Genomic DNA, 22,599 nt, shown 5'->3' with positions numbered 1-22,599 from the left:
TGCGTTCGCGGCCAGAAATGTCGTGCCTAGAGATGCGCTCGCCGCCGTGAAGCCGTTGATCATTCCGAGCAGGCACAAGGTTCGGATGAACAGATCGGCGTTGGCCCGGAACATCCCCGCCCATCCGCCTGCTCCAAGGGCCGCCGCCGCGCCCGGCAGGCTAAGCCGGAAATGGGGAGAACGCAGCACAAAGGCCAGGCCGAGCAGCAGGGAGCCGCTCTCCGCGATCAGGAGGGCCCAGGCCGCGCCGGCCGCTCCCCAGGACAGCGTCTGCACGAACAGCAGGGCCAGCACGAGATTGAGCATGTTGGCGCCGATTTGGAGGATCAGCGTTTGGCGGATATGAGCCATTCCGAGCAGCCAGCCCAGAATCGCGTAGTTGGCGAGCGTCACGGGAGCGCCCCAGACGCGGATGCCGTAGTATTGCCAGGCGAAGCGGGCGACGTCGGGATCGGGCTTGTACAGTGCGATAAAGCCGGAGAAGATCGGCTTTTGCAGCAGGATGAAAGCGAGGCCGAGCAGCAGGGAGACCGCCAGCGGGCGGATGAGCTGGGCGGAAGCCCGCTCCATGTCGCTGCTTCCCCGGGCTTGCGCCGCAAACCCCGAGGTGCTGACCCTCAGGAAGCCGAACAGCCAGTAGAGGGTGTTGAACAAAACGACCGCCAGAGCTGTGCCCCCAAGCACGGCGGGATCCCCGAGGTTCCCGACGACCGCGGTGTCGACCATGCCCAGAAGAGGCGTTGACAGCGTTGCGGCCGTGAGCGGGAGGACGAGCCGCAAGTAAGCGCGGTGTCCGGGAAGGGAAGAAGGGTCGTTCATTCCTGAAAGACCTCCAGCAGCAGCTTCGTGTAGTCGTGGCGGACGTCGTCGAACAGCTCCTTGTTGCGGAACCGGTCGACGATATGCCCGTTTCGCATGACCATCGTCTCGTCGCTCATGAAGTGGACGGCCGCCAGATCATGGGAGATGAACAGGCAGGACAGCGACAGCTCCTTCCGCAAGTCCTTGAGCAGATCCAGAACGGCCGCCTGGGTGGTCATGTCGAGGCTGGCCGTCGGCTCGTCCAGCACGAGGAAGGCCGGAGCCGAGCTGATCGCTCTGGCGATGGCGATCCGCTGCTTCTGCCCGCCGCTCAGCTCATGGGGATAGCTGCCCATGGTCGAGGCAGGCAGGCGCACCAGCTCAAGAAGCGCTGCCGCGGCTGCCTCCCTTCCCGGCGGTACGCCGTCCAGGATTGCAGGGCGGAACCCTCTCCGCTGGTCAAGCGGCTCCAGGAGGGAGTCGATGATGCGCAGGCGCGGATTGAGAGAAGCGGCGGGATTCTGGAAGACGGCTCCCATCTGCGGCCGGACTTGCATGAGCTTGGCTCTGGAGGCTTTGGCAAGCGGCTCGCCCCGAAACGCAATTTCGCCTTCATCCCAACCGCTCAAGGTGAGCAGGCAGCGTGCCAGCGTGCTTTTGCCGCTGCCGCTTTCGCCGACGATGCCGAGGCATTCGCCTTTCTTCAGCTCGAAGCTGACGTCATGCAGCACCGCTTTGCCGCCGTAATTTTTGCGGACGTTCCGGACGGTCAACAGGGGGGCATTATCGTGGATGGTCAAGAGGATCTTCTCCTTCCAGGCCGGCGGAGGCGGCCAGCCGCTCCGGCATCTCGCGCCGCAGCGGGGGGAATGGAAGCGATCAGCCGCCGGGAATAAGGATGGGCGGGATGCTCCAGCACCTGGCGGGCGGACCCGGTCTCCACGATGCTTCCCGTCCTCATGACCGCGATCCGGTCCGCATGCCTTCGGGCATGCCTCAAGTCATGGGTGATCCAAATAATCGAGATGCCGAAGCGGGATTTGGCGGCGTCGAGCAGTCCCAGCACTTTGCGCGAGGAGAGGCTGTCCAGCGCTGTTGTAGGCTCATCTGCAATCAGCAGCTTAGGACGCAGCAGCAGGGCGGCGGCGATGGCGGCGCGCTGGAGCTGGCCGCCGCTCAGCTGGTACGGATAGCTGCCGAACACCCGCTCTGCAGGGAGGCCCGCCTGCTCCAGCTCCTCCAGGCATCGCTGCCTGCGGTCGCGGGCAGCAAGGGATAAATGGGCTTCGAGCAGCTCCGTCAGCTGGGAGCCGATCGTCAGGAACGGGGTGAACGTATTCCGGTAATCCTGGAACACGTAGCTGATTTCGCTGCCGAGCAGCCGGCGCCGAGACTTGGCGTCCAGGCGGAGCAGCTCAAGCCCGTTCCAGAGAATCGATCCGCTGCATGACAGCGGCCGGGGCAGCAAGCCTCCGATGGCGGCTGCGGTCAGCGACTTGCCGCTGCCGCTTTCCCCGGCGAGCCCGAGCCATTCCCCGTCCTGCAGCTCGAGGCTCAGCGAGCGGACCAGCTCCTGGCTTCCGCTGCGGATGGAAAGCTTCGATATCGCGAGCATTATTCCGCTCCTCCTTTGAGCTTGACGTCGTACCGGTCGCGCAGCCGGTTGCCCGCGAAGCCGGCGAGCAGCACGGCGGCCATGACGGCCAGGCCGGGTGCGAGCATCAGATGGGGCGCCGCATGGAAATAGGCGCGCCCTTCGCTCAGCATGGAGCCCCATTCCGGCGCCGGCGGCTGGGAGCCGAGGCCGAGGTAGGACAAGGAGGCCATCAGCAGGATGATCTTGCCGAGATCCGCGGCCGCGAGCGCAGCGACATGGCCCATTGCATGCGGAAGGATATGCTTGAGAACCAAACGGACCGGCGAGAGGCCGCTGAGCAGAGCCATGGCGGCGTAGTCCTTTTCTTTTTCCGCCAGCGCCACGCTGCGTGCGAGACGGGCATAGCGCACCCATTTAACAGCGATCACGGCTATGAGCATGGACATGAGCCCGGGTCCCAGAAGCGCGCTCAGAATGATGGCGGACAGGTAATCGGGAAACGTCATGAAGCCGTCGATGATCGGCTTGAAGATGCTGTCCGCACGGCCGCCCTTCATCCCGGACAGCAGTCCGAGGGGCACGCCTATGGCGATGGAGACGAGCAGGACGGCCAGGCCGATCCCGATGGTGGGACGGGCCCCGGCGATGATTCTCGCCAGCAGGTCGCGTCCCAGATGGTCCGTGCCGAGCCAGTGCTCCGTTCCCGGCGGCAGCAGGCGTTCTCCCATGGAGATCTCATACGGATTCCAGGGAGTGGGAGAAGGAATCGAGAATAGGGCGACAGCCGCTGCGGCAGCAATCAGCATGCCGGCGTTTCGCATGGTTGTGTTCATGAATGGCGAAGCTCCTTTCGTGCCAGTTCGGGATTGGCAAGCCGGCAAGCCGCCTCCGTCGAACGGTTGACGAGAAGGATGAACAAGGCGGCGAACAGCACATAGCCCATGATGACGGGATAGTCGCGGGCAGACACCGCATCGACGATCCATTTGCCGATGCCCGGGTAATTGAACAAGGTTTCAATGACGACCGTTCCTCCGAGCAGGCTGGCCAGGCTTTCGCCGAGCAGCGTCAGCAGAGGGACGAGGCTGTGCCGCAGCTGATGCCGGACAAAGATGCGGAAAGGATGAATGCCGCGAGCCCGCGCCGACAGGATGAACTCCTGGCTCCCGCTTTCGATCAGGCTGGAGCGGATCAGGCCGACGTAGAGGGCTGCCATGGACAGGCCCAGCGTTGCGGAAGGCAGGATGAGAGAGGCGATTCCCTCGCTGCCCATCGGGGGAAGCAGCTGAAGGCGAACCGCGAACAGATCGATCAGCAGCAGTCCGAGCCAGAAGCTGGGCATGGAAGAAACGGCTGCCGACATATAGCGGCTCATCCGATCCGGCCATCGGTTCCGATGCCTGGCGGCGAGCGCTCCAAGCGGCAGGGAGACGAGCAGCATGACGAGCAGCGAACCGGCTGCAAGCGCCAGCGTGTTCGGGAGCTTCTCGGCGAATTCGGCCGCGACCGGCCGTCCGCTCAAGTAGGAGGAGCCTAAGTCCAGCTTAAGAAGCTGGGACAGCCAAATGCCGTACTGGCGGTACAGCGGCAGATCGAGTCCGAGCTCCTTACGGATTCCTCCCATCTGGTCCTGGGTCGCCGCCATCTCGTCCACCCGCAGGATGCCCCGGACGGGATCTCCCGGCACAAGCTTCAGCAGGCAAAAGCTCAGGAAGGTGAGGCCGAGCAGGAATACAAGCAGGCGCAAAACTTTTCTGGCGATGGACGCAGCCATGTCAGCTCGCGACGTCCAGGTCTTTGGTGAGCAGATAATACTCGCTCATCGTCGTTTTCCAGCCTAGGACCTTGCCGCTGTAGACGACAACGATATTGGGATGGACGATGAACGAGTTCAACGTCTCGCTGTCCGCGATAGCCATCGCCTGGCGGCTGCGCTCGAGCCGCTCCGCGGCGTCTACGGTCTCATTGAGGGTGCCGATCGCTGCCTGCAGGCCGGGATGATCGATGTGGCTGTAATTCAGAGCGCCTTCCGGCAAATACCCGCTGTTCAGGAAGTAGGCGGCTTCGCCTCGCGGCGCCGTGACGAGGCTGTAGGTAGCCAGGTCCCAGTCGTCGTTGGCGGAGAGATATTCATCCATGTTCTCCGCCTGGCGTATTTCCAGCTTGATGCCGAGCTCGCCTGCATGGGCTTGGACAAGCTGGGCGATCAGCGGCAGCTCGGCTCGGGAGGAGTAGGTGAGAAGGCGGAAGGAGAGAGGTTTGCCTTGATCGGACACCTTGCCCCCCTCGACGGTAAAACCTGCTTCCCGGAATGCCTCGCGAGCCAGATCGAGGCTGAACGCCTTGGGCCTGTAAGCGGGAGAGAATGGCGCTTCGGCCGGGAAGGCGCCGGCAGCCGGCGTAGCCTGGCCGGCCATGATGTCCTTGGTGATCGTCTCGCGGTCGATGAGATGATCGAACGCTCTGCGCACCTGCTCCTGCGCCAGATGTCGGTTGCGCATGTTGTACATCAGGAGGTGGGTTCTCAAGCCGGACCGGGATTCCACCGTGAGGGAAGGGTCGCTTTGAAGCTGGGCGAAGCTCTCCAGCGGCGGACGAAAGACGATATCGGCGCTCCCGGCCTTGATCGCCATCAGCCTCGCGTTGGCGTCCGAATTGAAGAGAATCTCGGCATGCTCAAGCTTGACCGGACCGCCCCAATAGCCGGTGTTCCGGTCGACCTTGAGGCTGCTGCCGGAACGGAAGTCGGCAAGCTTGAAGGGACCGGTTCCGACCGGGTTCGAATCCGTGGAGGAGGGAGCGACGATGGCGGTGTTGGGGTGCACAAAGCTGGAGGGAAGCTCCAGGTTGGGGGTTTCCGTCACCAGCTTCAGCAGCTGGCCGTCGGCATGGATTTCGCGAAGGCGAAGCGTGTTCCGGACAGCCGGATTCAGCTCCTGGGCCCGCACAAGGGAAAGCTTGACCGCTTCCGCGTCGAGCGGCTGTCCATCGTGGAAGGCCGCTCCCTCCCGGATATGGAATGTCCAGTGCTGGCCGTCCTTGCTGCTCCAGTCATCCGCCAGGCCGGGCTGCAGGCCGAGTTCGTCGCTGATGACGACCAGCGTTTCGGCGATGCCGGCTCTCACGGCGATGTAAGTCGTATCGGTATGAGGGTCGATAGCATGGCTCTGGATATTAAAGAGAAGGCGGAGGCTCTTGCCGAAGGCTTGGACCCGTTCGGAGCCGCCTGTCCCGGCTTCCTTGGCATCGGAGCAGGCGGCAAGCAGCAGGAGGAAAAGGATAAGAGACGGAAAGAGAAAAATCTTTTTGAGCATAAAACAGGCATCCCCTTGCAGATAATCGTATTTTTTACTATTAAGAATCGCGATGGTTCTCATTATAGGGAGAGCGGCACCCGCTGTAAACCTTTTTTTTAGCGATATCAACTATCCTTTATACATCGGAGATTTAATTTGGCAACTGGCCGCGCGGAAGATCGGCGGTTACGGTAGAAGAGGAAGGGCAGAGCTCTTCCGCCGCGCTTCAAGCATCTGTAAGCGGTATCACGAATTGATGAAGATCAGCGGCAAATCCATTCAAAGGAGGGAGATTGATGATGAACAAGCGCATGTTGAACTGGCTGGTGATGGCGGCGCTGCTGCTGAGCCTGACGGCTGCAGCGGCAAGCGTGCCGGCGAGGGCTGCCGCCGCCGCGGGCGGCGAGTCTGTCATCTATGGCGGAGGACCGTTCTACAGCGGCGGAACCGCGACGATGAACGACCTCAAGGCATCCGGCTTCACGACCGTCATGCTGTGGACGATCCACGTCAACGCGAACGGCGACCTCGTCTACAACGATCAGCTGGTGGCATCCGGCGGATCGTACGTAGGCAAGGCTTCCTGGCCGTCCGAGCTGGCCTCGCTCAAGCAGGGGACGACGGGAGTGAAGCGGATCGAGCTGAGCGTCGGCTCCGCGGCGGTGAACGACTTCCACAACATCCAGAGCCTCATCGCCTCCCAGGGAACAGGAAGCGGCAGCATTCTGTACCGCAACTTCGCCGCGCTGCTGCAAGCGACGGGCGCGGATGCGGTCAGCTTCGACGACGAGGATCTGTACGATTCGGGCACGACCGTTTCCTTCGGCAAGATGCTGACCGGATTGGGCGTCGGCATCACGCTCTGTCCCTACAACAACCAGACCTACTGGAAGAACGTCAAAACCGGAATCGGCGCCAAGGTCGACCGCATCTATCTGCAGGTATACGACGGGGGAGCCGGCAACAGCCCCGCTGCCTGGAGCAGCGCGCTCGGATTGACCGTCATGCCCGGCCTCGACAGCAAGACGCCTTCCTATGGCAATACGCCGGCGCAGGTGCAGAGCCGAATGGCGGGCTGGAAGAGCAGCGCCGGCATTGCGGGCGGATTCATGTGGCTCTACGACGATATTCTCAAATACTCGCAGTACGGCTCCGCGGCGGATTATGCGGGCGCGATCAACAGCGCCGTAGCCGGCTCCACGGGCAACGGCTCGCTGACGGCCGGCGGCACCGCTTCGGCCAGCCAAGGCGGCAGCCCGTCCGGCGAGGACGTGTCCAAGGCGTTCGACGGGGCGAGCGGCACCAAGTGGCTGATCTTCGCCGGCAGCGGCTGGCTCCAGTACCAGTTCGGCGGAGGCAATGCCTATGCCGCCCGCCAGTACAGCCTCACCTCGGCCAACGATTTTCCGGCCCGGGATCCGAAGAGCTGGAGTCTCCAAGGCTCGAACGACGGCAGCAGCTGGACGACGCTCGATACGCGCAGCGGGGAGACGTTCGCCTCCCGCTTCCAGACGAAAACCTATGCAATCTCCAATACGTCCGCCTTCAAGTATTACCGGCTGAACGTGACCGCCAACAACGGCGGCGCGGAGCTGCAGCTGGCGGAGCTCGGATTGTACGCCTGATTGTACCTGAACGGGGATGAGAGCGGCGGATGATGGTAGTATTTTGTAAATTCTCCTGATATAGTGGTTCTATCAGACTATAGGGGGAATACCTTCATGCCTGCATCCCGCACCATGAAATGGCTGACGGGGGCCATGGAACTGGTCCTCGGCATTCCGCTTGTCGGAGCCTTCATCGTGATCGGCTTCGGTTATGTGCCTTTATTCGTCATGCTTATTCTGCATATCATTACCTTCGCCTTGTCCAAGAGCAATGGCGAATCGAGCAGCAGCTCCATTCTCGGCATCATCACTTCGCTGATCGCCTGGATTCCGTTTGTCGGCATGTTCATGCATCTGGCGACCGCCATAACGCTGTTCGTCAGCGCGTCCAGGACATTCGTTCCGAATCCGCCCTCGCATCCTCCCGTACCGCCGCCGCCGAGCAGCTTCTAGGCGCGAGGTTCAGCAAGAAACTCCCTTCGGCCGAAGGGAGTTTCTTTTGTTTAAAGCAGCGTCTTTAGAAGCCGGATGGCGGCATCCGTTGATTAGGATGCATGCCTGGAAATCGGAGTTAACGCGGCGGCGGCTTAGCATTTCAGCCTCCCGGAACTACCATCGCTACCATAGAGGGGGGGATGAACGATGAAGCCGATCAGCAGCCGGTTTTCCATAGTAGAGGCAGCCGCCGACGAGGGCCTCTTCAGCTTCCACGACCATCCGAATCCGGCCTGCGAGATCGGCCGTGGCATCGAGGACGCGCTGTAGGCCGAGCTGCGGGCGGCGGCCCAGGCTGCCTTGAAGGGTCGCCTTGCGGCGGTGACCATCGAGGGTTTGCAGGCCAGCATTCTGGACGGGTCTGGTTGACGGCTGTTTCAGCGTATAGAGGATAAAAAGAAAAACGGTTCCCAAGCTGCGGAAGGCAAAAGGTACGGTCAGTGGAATGATAATGGGCGCATGCTAGATGATGAAGATGCGCTAGAATATTGGCTCTGGGCGCGCTGTTTACAAAAAAAACCGGCAGAGCGGCTTCGCTCGTGCCGGACGCATCCCTATTCAAGGTTGATTACTCTACCTGTAATAACGCCTTTTTCGTCTCTGGCAAATTGAAGCGCCATGTAATTGCCGTTCGCCTCGCTGAATTGTACGGCGTCCGAATAGCCCGTTTGGCCTTCAGTAAACAGCATGTCCACAGATAATGCAGACTTCCAGCCGTCATATTCATAGATCGCTCTGCCTAAGTCGTCATAAGTCACTTCTTTGACGGATTCGGGTATGATCTCGCCATCGGGTATTTTATTCTTCAACTCATCCATTTTTTTGACCATATCCGCTTCAGCGTCATTGGATGCGGTCTCCGGATCCGCTCCGGTTTTTGGGGATGGTTCGTTCCGCATTTTCTTCAGATAGGCCTCGGCCTTGGCGTGATCGGCCTTGGCTTTGTCCAGAGGCAGGTCAAACAAAATGGAAGTCCCTTTATAATCCGCATTAGGCTTCACTTCGCCTGTGCTTTCGTTATACGCGAACGCTTCGCTGTTATAGAAGCTTTCGCCGCTGCTGACAGCCAAATAGACACCTCTGTCGGCGAACATCTCCAATCCGTCGCATTCAATCAATCTGTACATAATCCCGTCTATAACAGTCTCGCTGTAACCGCCATGCATCGTCATGATATTAACCTGCCATGGCTTCTGGCCTTTAATCAAAGGGGATACGAAGAATGGCACTTTGCCGTATTCCGCGTCGCTTGTAGCCGGCATAGGCTTGCCATCCTGTCTGGTGATGGACAAAACCGCATAGGTTCTGGCCGGATTGACGGTTTGTGCAGAGCTGTTCATCTCTTCGAGCCCCGCTCCCGAGACGATCCCGTGCAAGGTGTAGCTGTAGTCGCCGGAAGCGACCGTTTGATTGATTTCGATGGCATCTTTGCTCTCAAACGCTTTGGCCAAAATATCTTTTCCCAAGTGTTCCGCAACCTGCTTGGGGTTGAAAAATTGAGTAGCGGCAACAGCCGTTATCGACATGACCAGCGTGCATACGGCAACCAGCACGGCTATGGAAATCCTTTTTCTGAATACAGGCATTCTTCTGCTTCTCTCCTTTATCCGGTTCAACATTCTTTCATTCAATTCCTCATCGGGCTCCGCTGTCGAAGCCAAAGCTTCCTTGAACAACCGGTCCCACTTCTCGGACTCATTCAAAGGGACTCAACCTCCAACATTTTTTTTACAGCCTCCCGGGCTCTAGACAGCCTGCTTTTTACCGTACCGGACGGAATTCTGAGCGCCGATGCGACCTCATCAATGGACATTTCCGCTGTATAATGCATATAGAGCGGAATTCTCAACCGATCGTCCAGCCTGTCCGCCGCCGCTTGTATCATCCCGCGAAGCTCCTGCGACAGGACAGCATCTTCAGGCGTCTCATTGCTGTAGGGCCAAGAGTGCTTGTCCACAGCCTCATTGAGCTCCGCTATAGGCGCAATTCTCTGCCTTCGAGCCCATTTCCGCCGGTTGTTTTTACGCAATCCAACCGCAATAGAAATCAGAAATCCCTTTGGATTTTGGCTTGCGTCCAATTTGTGGCGCACTTCAATCGCCTTCAGGAACGTTTCCTGATAGAGATCATCCGTGTCTGCCTTATTTCCCGCAAGCTTGTAGCAAAATCCGTATATCGCTTTGCCATGCAGCTGTACAAGATTACCCAGTGCTTCAATATCCAAGTAGCTGCTCCCTTCTGAATGGCCATTCACATCTATATGGTCCTAACAATGAGGCGGGTTCATTATTTATTGCCGACTCATTGAATTTCCACTTTAATCCATGATCATGCACGGGAGAAGCGCCTCCCGCTATCCTTCTGAAAAGTGCTTGCAGGCAAGAAATAATTTCCAAGCCTCTCCGAGCTGGGACAGGTCCCCGATTTCCGTTTAATATTCTCTATCGGCATCCAGGCTCGGCCACTATCGGAGGCGAATAAACGATGGAACAGAAACGAATCGCGGAAAAGGCATGGGACGAAAGACTGCGGCGCGGGATGGTGGATTTCTTCAACTGCCTGCTGTCCGGCAGCTTCGACAACGGCGCCGTGGAGGACGCTGAGGATGCGGCGCGCCTCGCACGGGAACTGCTCGACAGGACCGGGGCCGTGCGCTGGCGGCAGGAGATTCTGGGAGGCTTTCTGACCGAATGCAGCCAGCTGAACCTGCTGCCCGGCGCCACGGAGGATGGGCTGGAGAGAATCGCTTATGAGGTGAGCGGGATGCGGCTTGAGAATCTCAGCCTGCTTGCTCCCCATACGACACAGGGAAACCGCGCCGAGGCGTTCGTGAACGGGCCGGACAGCCTGGAGATGATTCTGGAGGAAATCGCGGGAGCGAAGCGCTACATCCATTTCTCCGTCATGCTCTTCTTCAACGACAAGTCCGGCAATCGGGTAGCTGCCGCTCTGGAGGCGGCTTTGAAACGCGGCGTTCAGGTGCGTCTCATGGTCGATGCGACGCTGAGCGCGTTGGGCTACGACCATAACCTGGAATATGGCCGCTTCCCGCTCCTCAAGGAAAGGCTGGAGGCGGCTGGCGCGCAAGTCGTCAACACATTTGAGAGCTGCTGTCCCAAGGAGGCGTGGCCGGCGAAGCGCAGGGAGCTGGCGGAGAGGGGCGTGCCGGACAGCAGCCTGTATGTCCATGATTTCGCCCAAGCCCAGGCAGAGACGGGGCTCAACATCATCAACCACCGGAAATTCATCGTGCTGGACGGTCATACGCTTATACTCGGCAGCCTCAACGTAGGCGACCAGTACTTGGGCGACACGCCGATCATCGCAGAGGGGAATGTCATTGCCGGCGGCCGTCGGATGGGAATTCCGGGCAGCCCGAAGGAATGGCATGACGGCTGCTTCCGGATCCGGGGAGAGGCGGCATATTCCGCGAACCGGATTTTCGCCGCTCAATGGGGCGTAGCGACAGGGGATTCGTTCGATCCCGGGGATGAATTCTATTGCCCCTCCTCGGCGAACAGACGATATGGAGACGAGGAATGCACGCTGGTCGCCAGCTTTGCCGGCAATCCCGCGAACCTGATCCAACGGTATCATCTTGACCTGCTGAAGCATGCCGGGGACGAGACGGTCATCGTGAATCCTTACCTCATCGACGACGAGTTCTGGAAGGCGCTGCAGAGTCTGGATGAGGAGAGGGCGGCGCATATAGCCATCTGCAACCCGCTCCATGTCAACGATCATCCCACCAATCTCGCTGCCGTCCGAGGCCATATGCGCCTCCCTTTCGAGAAGGGCGTTTCCTTTTACGATTACAGCGGAACGGAACGGTTTTCCCATTGGAAAGTCGCTTACGACCGCAGGTCGGATGCGGTGTTTCACGGCTCCTACAACTTGAACGAGCGCAGCGCCTGCCATGACTTCGAGCTTGGCGTCCTGGTGAGAGGCGGCGCCTTCGCAAAGACGGTCAGAGAGATGATCGGCTACGATCTCGGCGTATCCCGCAAGGTCGAGGATGCCGGGGAGTTTTTCAAGCACCCGGCTCTCCATCCCAGCACCTACCTCAACAAACTCACGAGCAAGTTCGCTTGAACAGTTCATCCGTATTGAAGCCTCCGCTTCGGGCCACATCCTGAAGGAGGCTTTTTTATCGTTCCTGTCCTCGTGGGGAGCTCACCATCAGCTCTTGACGAAGGTAATAAATTCGACTAATATCTAATTAGATTATGATTAAATTACAGGAAAGGAGCTGGTCTTCATGCAGCTGGAGAAAGTGGTCGCTTACCACAAGGCTCTGGCCGATCCGACGCGCATCCGGATGCTGATCCTGCTGGCCGAGGGCGAGCTGAACGGGCAGGCGCTCGCCGAGAAGCTGTCGCTGACGCCGGCGACGATCACCCATCATGCGGCCAAGCTGCGCGAGGCAAGCCTGATCAACGAGCGGCGCGACAAGAACACGATTTATTTTACGCTCAACGACTACTTCATCCGCAGCGGAGCGCAGGGAGCCGCGAGCTTGATTTACCGCCGGACGGCGGACAGCCGGGAGGAGAATCCGATGATGGACGAACGAGCGGAGAAATTCCGCAGCGGGGTGCTGAAGAACTTCTTTGACAAGGACGGCAGGCTGAAGAGCATCCCGGCCCAATTGAAGAAGAAGCTGATCGTGCTGGAGCATCTGGCGGACCGGCTGGAGGCGGGGCGCAGCTACGAGGAGAAGGAGATCAATGCCTTCATCAAGGAGGTTCACGACGACTTCGCCACGATCCGGCGGGAGTTCATCATGCATCAATTCCTGTTCAGGGAAAAGGAAATCTACGAGCGGAATCCGGTCGAGATGTGGCCCAGGTGGGAGGCCTTGTCCTGAGCTTTTCCCCGTTCCATCCTTCCTTCAAGGCTTCGGACAAAACGTCCGAAGCCTTTTTCGGTTCTCCTTCCTTGGCTGGAAAAGGGTACATACCCCGGAATCGGCTGGATATACTACCGGTACTTGCACATTCGGGGAAGGGGAGAAGGGCGATGGGAAGCTGGCAGGGCAAATCCAATCTGTTCAAGCGTACCGCTTCCGTTCCCGTCAAAGACCTGACGCTGAGGAAGTATGAGGGCATGCAGGCATCCGCGAGACTCGACGAGATGCTCCGCATGCTCAAAGAGGTTTTCGGGGATACGGACGATATCGCGATCCGGCAGTTCCGCATTTTCGGAAGCTTCAACGCCGCTGCCGTCTTCCTGGAGCCGATGGTCGACCAGGACCGGATCAACCGGGACATCCTGCAGCCTTTGATGACGGCATTGAAGGACGGACAAGCGGAACAGCTGCATGCGAGCCGGATCGCCGATTACGCGCTCCATGATTGTCTGCATGCGGCGGATGCAAGCGCCGAGATTTCGATCGTCCCGATGCTTCTCGCGGTCACCTCGGGAGAAACGCTCATCTGCATCGACGGGAGCCACAAGGCGCTGATCGTCAACACCCGCGACATCAAGAAACGGGCGATCGAGCAGCCCCAGACCGAGCAGGTCATACGCGGCCCGCGCGAAGGCTTCATCGAGTCGCTCGATACGAACATCGCGCTCGTGCGATCCCGCCTCTCGACGACCGACCTCAAGGTGAAGATGGCTCCGATCGGCAGGCGCGGGAATACGAATGTCGCCGTCTGTTATTTGTCGAGCATCGCGGATCCAGCTATCGTCGAGCGCGTGCTGGGCCGGCTGGCCAAAATCGATACGGACGCCATCCTGGACGCCGGTTATATCGAGCAGTTCATCGAGGATCAGCCGTTCTCCCCGTTTCCGCAAATCCAGAACACGGAAAGGCCGGACAAAACCGCGGCGGCGCTGCTGGAAGGGCGGATCGCCATCCTGAGCAACGGCTCTCCGTTCGCGCTCATCGTGCCTTGCTTTTTCAGCCAGTTCTATCAGACGCTGGACGATTATACGGAGCGGTTCCTCATCGGCAGCCTCATCCGGATAATCCGGCTGGTGGCGCTTGTCACCTCCCTCATTTTTCCGGCTCTTTATGTATCGCTGATCTCCTTCAACCCGGAGCTGATTCCGACCGACTTCGCCGTGGCGGTGGCGGGAGGCAGAGCCGGCGTTCCTTTCCCGACGGTGATTGAGGTGCTCATGATCGAAATATCGATGGAGATTCTCCGGGAAGCGACCATCCGTCTTCCCCAGGTAATCGGCGGCGCGCTCAGCATCGTCGGCGTGCTCATCATCGGACAGGCGGCCGTCTCGGCCGGCTTCTCCAGCCCGATCACCGTCGTCATCGTCGCCTTTACGACGATCGGCTCGTTCGCAACGCCCGCTTACAATGCGGCGATCGCCTTGCGGATGCTGAGGTTTCCGCTCATTATTCTGGCCGGCTCGTTCGGCTTGTTCGGCGTGCTGATCGGACTGCTCTTCATCGCGAACCATCTGCTCGCCATGGAATCGTTCGGCGTCCCCTATATGGCACCGTTCGTGCCTGGCAATTGGCAGGGCTTCAAGGATCTGCTCCTGCGCGGCCCTATCTGGTGGATGAGGAAGCGTCCTTCGCATCTGCACACGCTCGATGCCAACCGGCTGCCGCCCGATGCTGCGGACGCGCCGATGCGGAGAACGCTGCAGTATGCCGGCGAGGAGGATACCCGGGCCCATGAGTGATACGCTGTCGATCTCTTCCATTCGAATGGCCGCGCTCGTGACGAGCGCCAATGTCGGCATCGGCGTCCTGACCTTGCCGCGATTCGCCGCCGTAGGGGCCGAAAGCGGAGCTCCGCTGTTGACCGCAGCAGGAATTCTCTGCGGCACCATGTCTCTGCTGCTGCTGGCCTATCTCTGCAGCCGGCATCCCGGAGAGAACCTGATCTTTTTCAGCGAGAAGCTGGTCGGCGCTCCGGTCGCGCGAGTCATGAACGGGCTGCTGATCCTGTATTTCCTGCTCGTGTCCGGCATATCGCTGCGGCAGTTCGGGGAAGTCGTCGTGCTTGTCCTGCTCCAGAAGACGCCCATGCAGATCGTCGAATGCATGCTTTTGCTCGTCGTGGCCTTGTCGGCCCGGCGGGACCTGATCAAGTTTTCGTTCGTCCATTCCTTCTACCTGCCGTTCATTCTGCTGCCGGGCCTCTTCATCGTGCTGATCGCGACCCGCAGCATCGATCCGAACAATCTGCTGCCGCTGATCGGCAACCATCGCGGAGACTGGCCGAACGAATCGGTGAAGATCGCCTCCTTGTCGCAAATGTCCTTCGTGTTCTGCCTGCTCGTGCCGCTCATGAAATTCCCCAAGCGGGCGGCATCGTCCGTCGCGATCGGCGCCGCGGTCGGCGGCTCGCTTTATCTGCTGGTCGTCCTGACGACGGTGGGCATGTTCGGAGCCGAGGAGACGAAGATTCTGACCTATCCGACGCTGGAGACGGCGCGCAGCGCGTCGATGGGCGTCGGACAGCGGCTGGATGCGCTGTTCCTGATCATCTGGGTCATCTCGATCTATACGACCATCTATGCGACCTATTACTTCTCCGTCCATGCCAGCCGCGATCTGTTCCGCCTCGAAGACCATCGCATGCTCGCTTCCTTCTATATGCCGGCCGTGTACGCCGTGTCGATGATTCCGCCCAACATCCATGTTCTATACTCCTTGTGGGACTTGTCCGGGCGCTACGGATTTTTGCTGACGGCAGCGTATCCCTTGCTGCTGCTGGTCATGTCGTTCATCCGGTCGGGAAGGAGGCGGGCCCATGCCTAGCTGGAGGCGCATGCCGGCCTTGGCGCTGGCGGCGGCGATCGCTTTGCCCCTATTGAGCGGCTGCTGGGACCGGCAGGAGCTGGAGGATCGCGCTCTTATTCTCGGCATGGCGATCGATGAGGTGAATGAGGCTGCAGCCGGCGACCACGAGCATACGACTCATCTGCATGAGCCCAAATCGTTGCGGAACCACCGGATTCTGGTGACGGCCCAGATCGCCATTCCCGGCAGGGTGCCGCTCGGTCCGGGAGAGAGCGGCGGCGGCAAGCAGGGAGGGCTGCCCGTATGGGTCGTGAAGGTGACGGGTTATTCCATCGACGATGCGCTCAACAACCTGCAGCAGGAAATCGCCGATCCGCGCAGCCTGATCCATCTGCGGATCATCGTCGTCAGCGAGAAGATCGCCCGCAGAGGGATGGAAGACATCAACGACTACTTCCGCCGCAACTCGGAGGTGAGGCGCTCCACCTGGATCGTCGTCTCGGATATCGAGGCGAACAAGCTGATGAACGTGGCGCCGCCGCTTGAGCGGGTCCCTACCCTCTATTTGCTGTCCATGATTGAAAAGTCGGTGGAGATGGGCAAATTCCCTCCCCAGTACTCCGGCAACTTCTGGAGCGCCGAATCGCGCCTCGGACAGGACGAGTTCCTTCCTTACGTATCCATTCGCCAGAAGGAGAACATCCTGCTCAAGGGGATGGCGCTGTTCCGCGGGGGCAAAATGGTCGGCCATTCGGAGCCGATCGAAATCGGCAGCTACATGGCCATCAAGGGGCTCAATCCGGGAGGCTATTCCATCCTCGGGGATGTGCCGGGCATAGGCGCGATCATGCTCAAAAGCAACCGCCGCATCGCCCAGACGAAGGTATCCATTCGGAACGGCAAGCCTCACGCGCATATCGTCGTCCATCTGGACACCAGCATCGAGGAGAAGATCGACGGCGAATCCGAGCGTTATACGGCGGAGGATTTCGACCTGATCCGCAACCACATGGGGAAGGAGGTTTCCTACTTCCTGCTGGAGTTCATTCGCAAAACCCAGCGTTACCGGAGCGATCCGTTCGGCTTCGGGGAAATGTTCCGCGCCCGGGAGCCCGCGTACTGGAACAGCGTCATCAAATCCAAGGAGGATTGGGAGCGGGAGTACGCAGGCATGACATTCGAGCTGGAATGCAAGGTCGCGATCCGCAGGGAAGGGCTGAAGCTCAATTGATTCCGCGCAAGGAGGTTTGGACCGAATGCTCGATTACAACTACAGCCTCGTCGTGTTCGTCATCCTGAGCCTGTTATGCGGCCTGTTCATGCTTACGGCGGATTTGCGGATGTACGAATGGCTGGGCAAAAAGAAGGAAGGCGGCTGGACAAAAGGGCTGGCTTGGATTCAACTCGGCTTTGCCGCGGCCGGAGCGGCCGTCCTGGCGCTGTACCGGCTTCTGTTGTGAGCCTCGGGACAGCGGCCTGAATTCGGTGCCTTTGGGGAGTCGAAGGAATCATGACGCCCGGCTTTCTGGATGAATGGATTGCATCTCAGGCGGGAGGCGGCTCTCCCGAATAGGGAGGATGCTTTTGGCTCATCTTAACCAAGCCTGAATTACACATGGAGGAGGAAATAACCTTGAACAATCAGCCCTACCAGCCTCAGTTCCAGCCCATGAGCCAGCCTGGACAGCCGTCGCAGCAGCATTCGTTCGCGCAGCCGTACCAGCCGCAGCAAGGCTATCAGCCGCATGCGCAGCAAGGATTTCAGCCGCAGCAGTCCCAGGCCGCTGCGCCTTCAGTCCCTCAGCAGCAGATGAATTTGAACCATGGCGGACATGAGTTTTTCGACATGCATGAAATTTTGTCCGGCATGATCAACGTCCTCGACCAGTTCATGATTTTCCGCGGCTTCGTCAAGGATCAGGAGCTGCTCGGCATTTTGGACCGCCAGTACAATTTCATCCTCTCCCAGTACAACCTGACGGCCGAATGCTTCGCGACGGGTCAGAAGCCGCATCAGGAAACAGGCACGTACATGATGCAGCTGCAGCCGACGAACGTAACCTTCGGCATCAAGCCTTCCCAGCCGAAGAAGCCGAACCAGTCGCTCGCGGACGTCAAGGATGCCGGCATCAGCGGCCACATGCTCGGCCTGATCAAGTCAACCGGGTCCTTGCTGGCCATGGCCTCTCCGGAGATTACGAATCCGGTCGTGCGCCGCGTCGTCGCTTCCCAGATCCAGAACTATGTAGAGATGGCCTTCGAGATTTTCCTCTTCCAGAACAAGCATGCCTATTATCAGGTGCCGCAGCTGAAGCAGAACGACATGCAGTCGATGCTCGGCTCCTACGTTCCGGCTCCCGGCCAGCCTCAGATGCCGGCTCCGAATTCCTTCAGCCGCTACCAGTAGCTCATTCCCGGAAAAGGAAGACGGCTCATGCGATGTCGCATGAGCCGTCTTGCCGTTGGTTCGGAGAGGGATCGGACGTTGAGGGCTCCGGATGCCGGCTTCAACGGCCGGCGAACAGGCTGCCCGAAGCATTCATTCCGTATACGCCGACCAGCAGTAGGATGATGACGCTTGCGGCTGCGGCCGCAAGCAGCAAATAGAAAGGCTTGATTTCGTTCATGGCTTCGGTTCCTTTCGGTCCGCTCAGCGGACGGGAGGATTCCCGGTAGACTCCCGGATGAGCAGCTTGGTATGGAGCAGCGTCTCGGCGTACGGCATGCCGGGATCCTCCAGTCTGGCCAGCAGCCGCTCGACCGCGCACCTGGCGTAGAGCGGAAGATCGACATCAACCGTCGTGATGGGCGGTGTCGCCAGCCGGGACAGATAGCCGTTGTCGAAGCTGACGACGGAGGCGTCCTCGGGCACGCGCCGCCCGAGCTGCTGCAGCGCCGAGCTGACCATGAAGCCGTACCCGTCGTTGACGCAGAACCAGGCGGTAGGCCCGCCGTTCAGCCCTTCCAGCCGCTTGCGGATCTCGTCGCTGTCCTCGGCCGCATCGGTCAGCAGCCAAGCCTCCTTCAACCGCAGGCCGAGCTCGAAGGCTGCAAGCCTCATCCCTTCCAGCCGCTCGTAATAGCTCGGAGAGAAGGAGATGTTCCCGACATAACCGATGTCGCGATGTCCGAGTCCGTACAGATGCCGGACGGCTTCGTAGGCGCTGAACCGGTTGTTGGTCAGGATGCAGTCCGCCTGCAGATCGGGATGATGGTGGTCGATCAGGACGGCGGGAATGTCCGTATCCAGCACGGCCTGGATATAGGGAGTCGTAATATGGGACAGGATGAGCACGCCGTCCACGGCCCGCTGCTGAATGAACGGCGGGAGAGTCAAGGACGCGGCATCGTTCGGGCTGATGGACTGGATGACCAGCTCGCAGCCGATCTTCTTGAGCTCCCGGTCGATGCTCAGGTAGATGTCGCTGAAGAAGCTTTTCATGGAGAAGGCATAGTCGGAAGCGATGAGCGCGATCGTCCGCGGCTTCGCCGCCGGGCCGGCTTCCTCCGTGTTGCCCCTTCGGGTATACGTGTAGCCCATCTCGTCGGCCGTCTTCATGATGAGCCGGCGGGTCTCGTCGCTAACGCCGGGCTTGCCCGTCAAAGCTTGGGAGACCGAGTTCTTGGACAGATTAAGCCTGTCGGCGATGTCCTGCATCGTTATTTTCGATTTCAAAAGGGTCAGCCTCCGTTGTGCTCGCCCTTCGGGCCATATGCCCGACGCGCAGCCGTTCGTCTATCATTGTTTCCGCAGCGGGGCGGGAATGTCAAGCTTCGGCGGGAGGAAAATACATATCGAAACGGATCGCAATCCCGCTCTATAATTGTAACGTTACAAAATAAAATAGTAAAGTAAATAATGCGGAAATAGAATGACTTTATCGTTTTGTAACTTGACTTGACGCGAATTATGCTCCATAATGAGTCTCACAAGCGCTTTCATTTTCAGTTTTGCTCATTGACAGCTGGATGACAGAGAATGATTTTAACATGACAAGTTAGGGAGGCCATGCAGAATGAAAAAGAGAATCCCAATGGTTTTATCCGTTGCTTTGATCGCGGGCATGCTGTCCGCCTGCTCCACCGGCCAGAGCGGCCAAAACGAATCCGGCTCGGCGTCCGGAGAAGGCGTGACGACGATCGAGTTCTGGGCGGCGCCGAATCCGACGCAGCAGGCTTACTGGCAGGAGATGGCCAAGGCGTATGAAGCCCAGAACGGCAAGGTCAAGATCAACGTCAGCGCGATCAAGGAATCGCCGACCTCCGAAGCCAGCATCCAGGCCGCGCTGGCGGCCAAGAGCGCGCCGACGATGTCGGAGAACATCAACCGCGGCTTCGCGGCCCAGCTGTCGAGCAGCAAGGCGCTTGTGCCGCTGGATACGCTGGAAGGCTACGACGACCTGCTCAAGGGACGCAGCATGAGCAAGACGATCGAGCCTTGGAAGTTCGCGGACGGCCATCAATACGTGCTTCCGATCTACTCCAATCCGATGCTGTTCGGCTGGCGCCTCGATATTTTGAAGGAGCTCGGCTACAACGAGCCGCCGAAGACGTACGGCGAAGTGCTGGAGCTGACCAAGAAGCTCAAGGACAAATACGGCGACAAGAAATACCTGTGGGCGAAGCCGGATCTGGCCGATCCCACCGCCTGGAAGCGCTGGTTCGACTTCTACATGCTGTATGACGCCGCGTCGAACGGCAACAAGTTCATCGAGGGCGACACGTTCACCGGGGACGAGAAAGCCGGCATCGAAGTGCTGACGTTCGTCGACAGCCTGCGAAAGGAGAAAGGGCTGCTGGCGCGGCAGGTAACCGATCCGTTCGAGAACGGCACGGGGGTCTTCACCGATATCGGTCCGTGGACCTTTACGACCTGGGCGGAAAAATACCCGAACCTGAATTACAACGAAACCTACGCGCTGACGATGCCTCCGGTGCCTGACGGCGCCGATCCGGCCCAGAGCAAGACGTTCGCCGATACGAAGGGGCTTGTCATCTACGCTTCCGCGACGAAGGCGCAGCAGCAGGCGGCGCTTGATTTCGTGAAGTGGGTGTACAGCGACGCCAAAAACGACGCGGCCTGGTTCAAGCAGACGAATCTGCCGCCGGCCCGCGACGATCTGTCGACCAACGAATCGTTCAAGGCGATCCTGGACGAGAGTCCGCAGCTGAAGCCGTATGCGGAGAATGTGCCGAATGCGGTGCCGCCGATGGACAACGCCAAGTACAACGACCTGCAGACGATCATCGGCACGGAGGCTTTCAACAAAGTGGTCAAGGGCGAAATCGCGCCTGCCGAGGGCTGGGCGGCGATGAAGGCTGCGCTGGAGAAAGCCCTGAAATAAGGGAGGTTCCGCTGTCATGGACCAACGCAACAACAAGCTGGGCTGGATGTTCGCCAGCCCTTACCTCATCTACTCGCTGATCTTTTTCTTTGTGCCGCTCTTATGGTCTTTGTTCCTGTCGTTTACGAACTGGGACCTCATCGCCCCGACGTTCAATTTCGTGGGGATCAGCAATTTCCTGGACGCGCTGCAATCGCCTGCCGTCCATGCGGCATTCTGGAATACGTACAAATTCATGATGATCTTCGTTCCGCTCGTCACCGTGATGGCGATCGGCCTCGCCGTCGTCGTCCATGGACTGCCCCGGTTCAAAGGGCTGTTCCTGATCGGATTTTTCCTGCCGTACCTCAGCTCGGGCGTCGTGTCCGCGCTGATCGTGAAGGGGCTGCTCTCCTACACGAGTCCCGTCAATGAATTCCTGAGAGGCATCGGCATGGATATCAACTGGCTCGGCTCTCCCTTCTCGGCGCTGTTCGTCGTCGGCCTGATCCTCGCCTGGAAGTTCACCGGCTATTATGCGCTCATCATCACATCCGGCCTCGAGAGCATCGATAAGGAAGTGTACGAGGCCGCCGCCATCGACGGGGTCAAGGACAGCCAGCGGTTCTGGCGGATCACGCTGCCGCTGCTGTACCCGTCGCTCTATACGACGCTGATTCTGGCGTTCGGCGTGACGTTCGGCATCTTCACCGAGGTGTACCAGCTGACCGGCGGCGGTCCCGGCAACGCGACGAACACCTGGCAGATGGAGATCTTCAAGCAGGCATTCTCGAACATGCAGGTCGGCTACGCCTCCGCGGTCGCGCTGCTGGCGTCGCTGGCGACGTTCGCCTCGATTTTCGTGATCCGCAAAATTCTGGAGATATGGGGGAAGCGGAATGGTTGGGTCTAATAAACGCAGCGGCGCCAGGCGGGCCGTCCGTTACTCGCTCGCCCTCGCGCTCCTGCTCGTCATGGTTTATCCCTATCTGTACATGGTGCTCAGCTCGTTCGCGGACTGGACGCAGATCGACAAGAAGCTGTTCCCGACGAGCTTCACGCTCAAGTCCTACGAGTGGCTGTTCAGCGGCGGCGAGACGGGCGTCACCCGTCCCTGGCTGAACGCGTTCATGAACAGCATCATCGTCTCGGTCGCCTCCACGGCGCTGATGATGCTGTTCGGCATCATGGTCGCCTACGCGCTGTCCAAGCTCAATTTCTTCGGCCGCAAGGCGATGAACAACTTCGTCCTGTTCCATATGTTCTTTCCGGCGATCATCCTGCTGGTGCCGACGTTTCTGGTCATCCAGCGGGTCGGCCTCTACGACACGTATCTGGGCCTGATCATTCCGAAGGCGGTCAGCCTGTGGGCGATCTTCATGTACACGAACTTTTTCAAGGCCGTTCCTTCCGTCTTCATCGAGGCGGCCAAGCTGGACGGGGCATCCGATCTGAAAATCATGTTCCGCATCATGCTGCCGATGTCGAAGTCGATCACGACTGTCATCTTCCTGTTCCTGCTCATGGAGCGCTGGACCGAGCTGCTGTGGGACATGATCGCGGTCAAAAGCGATTCGATGCTGACGCTGAACGTGCTGCTCTCGCAGATGTTCGGACCGTACGGCTCCTATCCGGGACCGCTGTACGCCGCTTCGACCATCCTGACGCTGCCGATCATCGTCATGTTCCTGATCTTCAGCAAGAAGTTCCAGGAAGGCATGCAGTTCAGCCTCAAATAAACATCCCATGCAGGGAGGAAACCTTC

General features: G+C 59.4%; 22 protein-coding genes. 13 read left to right on the top strand and 9 right to left on the bottom strand.

The genetic code is table 11. The features are described 5' to 3' along the window. From BN871_RS15895 to BN871_RS15870, 6 genes are all read right to left on the bottom strand, one after another. Positions 1 to 819, bottom strand: an 819-nt coding sequence (locus BN871_RS15895; RefSeq protein ID WP_048747240.1) for an MATE family efflux transporter, incomplete at its 3' end; no start/stop codon positions are given. After that, the gene (locus tag BN871_RS15890) at positions 816 to 1,601 is read right to left on the bottom strand and encodes an ABC transporter ATP-binding protein (RefSeq protein WP_232313103.1); all 786 of its coding nucleotides are present in this window, start codon (positions 1,599 to 1,601) and stop codon (positions 816 to 818) included. The genes BN871_RS15895 and BN871_RS15890, both read right to left, overlap by 4 nt. After that, on the bottom strand, positions 1,598 to 2,416 hold the full coding sequence (locus BN871_RS15885; protein WP_048747238.1) for an ABC transporter ATP-binding protein: 819 nt from the start codon (positions 2,414 to 2,416) through the stop codon (positions 1,598 to 1,600). The genes BN871_RS15890 and BN871_RS15885 overlap by 4 nt, the downstream gene beginning before the upstream one ends. Continuing rightward, positions 2,416 to 3,231: a nickel transporter permease gene (gene nikC / locus BN871_RS15880; protein ID WP_048747236.1), complete on the bottom strand. Its 816-nt coding sequence runs from the start codon at positions 3,229 to 3,231 to the stop codon at positions 2,416 to 2,418. The genes BN871_RS15885 and nikC overlap by 1 nt, the downstream gene beginning before the upstream one ends. Beyond that, entirely contained in the window at positions 3,228 to 4,172 is a 945-nt protein-coding gene (nikB, locus tag BN871_RS15875; protein ID WP_048747233.1) for a nickel ABC transporter permease, read from the bottom strand. The genes nikC and nikB overlap by 4 nt, the downstream gene beginning before the upstream one ends. A gap of 1 nt (position 4,173) precedes the next feature. Then, a complete protein-coding gene (locus BN871_RS15870; protein WP_048747232.1) occupies positions 4,174 to 5,712 on the bottom strand; it encodes an ABC transporter substrate-binding protein in 1,539 nt (512 codons plus the stop codon). 278 nt (positions 5,713 to 5,990) lie between these two features. Here BN871_RS15870 and BN871_RS15865 point away from each other — a divergent pair, with 278 nt between their 5' ends. From BN871_RS15865 to BN871_RS29685, 3 genes are all read left to right on the top strand, one after another. After that, positions 5,991 to 7,319: a discoidin domain-containing protein gene (locus tag BN871_RS15865; RefSeq protein WP_083436482.1), complete on the top strand. Its 1,329-nt coding sequence runs from the start codon at positions 5,991 to 5,993 to the stop codon at positions 7,317 to 7,319. A 96-nt stretch (positions 7,320 to 7,415) separates the two neighbouring features. Next, complete coding sequence (locus BN871_RS15860; RefSeq protein WP_048747231.1) at positions 7,416 to 7,754, top strand: hypothetical protein; 339 nt, start codon at positions 7,416 to 7,418, stop codon at positions 7,752 to 7,754. 189 nt (positions 7,755 to 7,943) lie between these two features. Next, positions 7,944 to 8,066: a hypothetical protein gene (locus BN871_RS29685; protein ID WP_021877552.1), complete on the top strand. Its 123-nt coding sequence runs from the start codon at positions 7,944 to 7,946 to the stop codon at positions 8,064 to 8,066. Positions 8,067 to 8,350: 284 nt separating this feature from the next. Here the strand turns inward: BN871_RS29685 and BN871_RS15855 are convergent, their stop codons facing one another. Together BN871_RS15855 and BN871_RS15850 are read right to left on the bottom strand one after the other, a co-directional pair. Beyond that, positions 8,351 to 9,499 (bottom strand): DUF4179 domain-containing protein, encoded by a 1,149-nt coding sequence (locus tag BN871_RS15855; RefSeq protein ID WP_021877553.1) that lies wholly within the window; start codon positions 9,497 to 9,499, stop codon positions 8,351 to 8,353. Next, the gene (locus BN871_RS15850; protein WP_048747229.1) at positions 9,496 to 10,020 is read right to left on the bottom strand and encodes an RNA polymerase sigma factor; all 525 of its coding nucleotides are present in this window, start codon (positions 10,018 to 10,020) and stop codon (positions 9,496 to 9,498) included. Before BN871_RS15850 ends, BN871_RS15855 begins: the two co-directional genes overlap by 4 nt. 260 nt (positions 10,021 to 10,280) lie before the next feature. On the opposite strand from BN871_RS15850, the gene BN871_RS15845 reads away from it, so the two are divergent. From BN871_RS15845 to BN871_RS15815, 7 genes are all read left to right on the top strand, one after another. Continuing rightward, complete coding sequence (locus BN871_RS15845; RefSeq protein WP_048747227.1) at positions 10,281 to 11,888, top strand: phosphatidylserine/phosphatidylglycerophosphate/cardiolipin synthase family protein; 1,608 nt, start codon at positions 10,281 to 10,283, stop codon at positions 11,886 to 11,888. A 166-nt stretch (positions 11,889 to 12,054) separates the two neighbouring features. Continuing rightward, on the top strand, positions 12,055 to 12,663 hold the full coding sequence (locus BN871_RS15840; RefSeq protein ID WP_048747226.1) for a metalloregulator ArsR/SmtB family transcription factor: 609 nt from the start codon (positions 12,055 to 12,057) through the stop codon (positions 12,661 to 12,663). Between the two features lie 152 nt (positions 12,664 to 12,815). After that, positions 12,816 to 14,444, top strand: coding sequence for a spore germination protein (locus tag BN871_RS15835; protein WP_083436481.1), 1,629 nt, complete (start codon positions 12,816 to 12,818; stop codon positions 14,442 to 14,444). After that, the gene (locus tag BN871_RS15830; RefSeq protein WP_048747224.1) at positions 14,437 to 15,528 is read left to right on the top strand and encodes an endospore germination permease; all 1,092 of its coding nucleotides are present in this window, start codon (positions 14,437 to 14,439) and stop codon (positions 15,526 to 15,528) included. The genes BN871_RS15835 and BN871_RS15830 overlap by 8 nt, the downstream gene beginning before the upstream one ends. Then, entirely contained in the window at positions 15,521 to 16,741 is a 1,221-nt protein-coding gene (locus BN871_RS15825; RefSeq protein WP_048747222.1) for a Ger(x)C family spore germination protein, read from the top strand. Before BN871_RS15830 ends, BN871_RS15825 begins: the two co-directional genes overlap by 8 nt. A gap of 25 nt (positions 16,742 to 16,766) precedes the next feature. Next, the gene (locus BN871_RS15820) at positions 16,767 to 16,970 is read left to right on the top strand and encodes a CLC_0170 family protein (protein WP_048747220.1); all 204 of its coding nucleotides are present in this window, start codon (positions 16,767 to 16,769) and stop codon (positions 16,968 to 16,970) included. 350 nt (positions 16,971 to 17,320) lie between these two features. Beyond that, positions 17,321 to 17,917 (top strand): spore coat protein, encoded by a 597-nt coding sequence (locus BN871_RS15815; protein ID WP_048747251.1) that lies wholly within the window; start codon positions 17,321 to 17,323, stop codon positions 17,915 to 17,917. A gap of 243 nt (positions 17,918 to 18,160) precedes the next feature. On the opposite strand, the gene BN871_RS15810 is transcribed toward BN871_RS15815, so the two are convergent. Next, positions 18,161 to 19,186, bottom strand: coding sequence for a LacI family DNA-binding transcriptional regulator (locus BN871_RS15810; protein ID WP_048747218.1), 1,026 nt, complete (start codon positions 19,184 to 19,186; stop codon positions 18,161 to 18,163). Between the two features lie 340 nt (positions 19,187 to 19,526). Between BN871_RS15810 and BN871_RS15805 the strand changes: the two genes are divergently transcribed. Genes BN871_RS15805 through BN871_RS15795 form a run of 3 tightly spaced genes read left to right on the top strand, consistent with a single transcriptional unit; the run spans position 19,527 to position 22,573 of the window. After that, positions 19,527 to 20,855 carry an ABC transporter substrate-binding protein gene (locus BN871_RS15805; RefSeq protein ID WP_021877564.1) on the top strand — a complete coding sequence of 443 codons (1,329 nt, stop codon included), beginning with the start codon at positions 19,527 to 19,529 and terminating at the stop codon, positions 20,853 to 20,855. A gap of 16 nt (positions 20,856 to 20,871) precedes the next feature. After that, entirely contained in the window at positions 20,872 to 21,747 is an 876-nt protein-coding gene (locus BN871_RS15800; protein WP_021877565.1) for a carbohydrate ABC transporter permease, read from the top strand. Continuing rightward, positions 21,734 to 22,573: a carbohydrate ABC transporter permease gene (locus BN871_RS15795; RefSeq protein WP_048747216.1), complete on the top strand. Its 840-nt coding sequence runs from the start codon at positions 21,734 to 21,736 to the stop codon at positions 22,571 to 22,573. Before BN871_RS15800 ends, BN871_RS15795 begins: the two co-directional genes overlap by 14 nt. Positions 22,574 to 22,599 lie beyond the last annotated feature (26 nt).

It is taken from the genome of Paenibacillus sp. P22, from assembly GCF_000469945.2.
GTDB lineage: Bacteria > Bacillota > Bacilli > Paenibacillales > Paenibacillaceae > Paenibacillus_O > Paenibacillus_O humicus.
This window is presented reverse-complemented; position numbering and strand designations above follow the sequence as displayed.

Bases quoted from the DNA above. Each gene is read 5' to 3' on its own strand.
- BN871_RS15885 (WP_048747238.1), bottom strand. From the start codon at position 2,416: ATGCTCGCGATATCGAAGCTTTCCATCCGCAGCGGAAGCCAGGAGCTG.
- BN871_RS15835 (WP_083436481.1), top strand. From the start codon at position 12,816: ATGGGAAGCTGGCAGGGCAAATCCAATCTGTTCAAGCGTACCGCTTCC.
- BN871_RS15840 (WP_048747226.1), top strand. From the start codon at position 12,055: ATGCAGCTGGAGAAAGTGGTCGCTTACCACAAGGCTCTGGCCGATCCG.
- BN871_RS15870 (WP_048747232.1), bottom strand. From the start codon at position 5,712: ATGCTCAAAAAGATTTTTCTCTTTCCGTCTCTTATCCTTTTCCTCCTG.
- BN871_RS15800 (WP_021877565.1), top strand. From the start codon at position 20,872: ATGGACCAACGCAACAACAAGCTGGGCTGGATGTTCGCCAGCCCTTAC.
- BN871_RS15825 (WP_048747222.1), top strand. From the start codon at position 15,521: ATGCCTAGCTGGAGGCGCATGCCGGCCTTGGCGCTGGCGGCGGCGATC.
- BN871_RS29685 (WP_021877552.1), top strand. From the start codon at position 7,944: ATGAAGCCGATCAGCAGCCGGTTTTCCATAGTAGAGGCAGCCGCCGAC.
- nikB (WP_048747233.1), bottom strand. From the start codon at position 4,172: ATGGCTGCGTCCATCGCCAGAAAAGTTTTGCGCCTGCTTGTATTCCTG.
- BN871_RS15845 (WP_048747227.1), top strand. From the start codon at position 10,281: ATGGAACAGAAACGAATCGCGGAAAAGGCATGGGACGAAAGACTGCGG.
- BN871_RS15865 (WP_083436482.1), top strand. From the start codon at position 5,991: ATGATGAACAAGCGCATGTTGAACTGGCTGGTGATGGCGGCGCTGCTG.
- BN871_RS15815 (WP_048747251.1), top strand. From the start codon at position 17,321: ATGAATTTGAACCATGGCGGACATGAGTTTTTCGACATGCATGAAATT.
- BN871_RS15820 (WP_048747220.1), top strand. From the start codon at position 16,767: ATGCTCGATTACAACTACAGCCTCGTCGTGTTCGTCATCCTGAGCCTG.
- BN871_RS15860 (WP_048747231.1), top strand. From the start codon at position 7,416: ATGCCTGCATCCCGCACCATGAAATGGCTGACGGGGGCCATGGAACTG.
- nikC (WP_048747236.1), bottom strand. From the start codon at position 3,231: ATGAACACAACCATGCGAAACGCCGGCATGCTGATTGCTGCCGCAGCG.
- BN871_RS15795 (WP_048747216.1), top strand. From the start codon at position 21,734: ATGGTTGGGTCTAATAAACGCAGCGGCGCCAGGCGGGCCGTCCGTTAC.
- BN871_RS15805 (WP_021877564.1), top strand. From the start codon at position 19,527: ATGAAAAAGAGAATCCCAATGGTTTTATCCGTTGCTTTGATCGCGGGC.
- BN871_RS15830 (WP_048747224.1), top strand. From the start codon at position 14,437: ATGAGTGATACGCTGTCGATCTCTTCCATTCGAATGGCCGCGCTCGTG.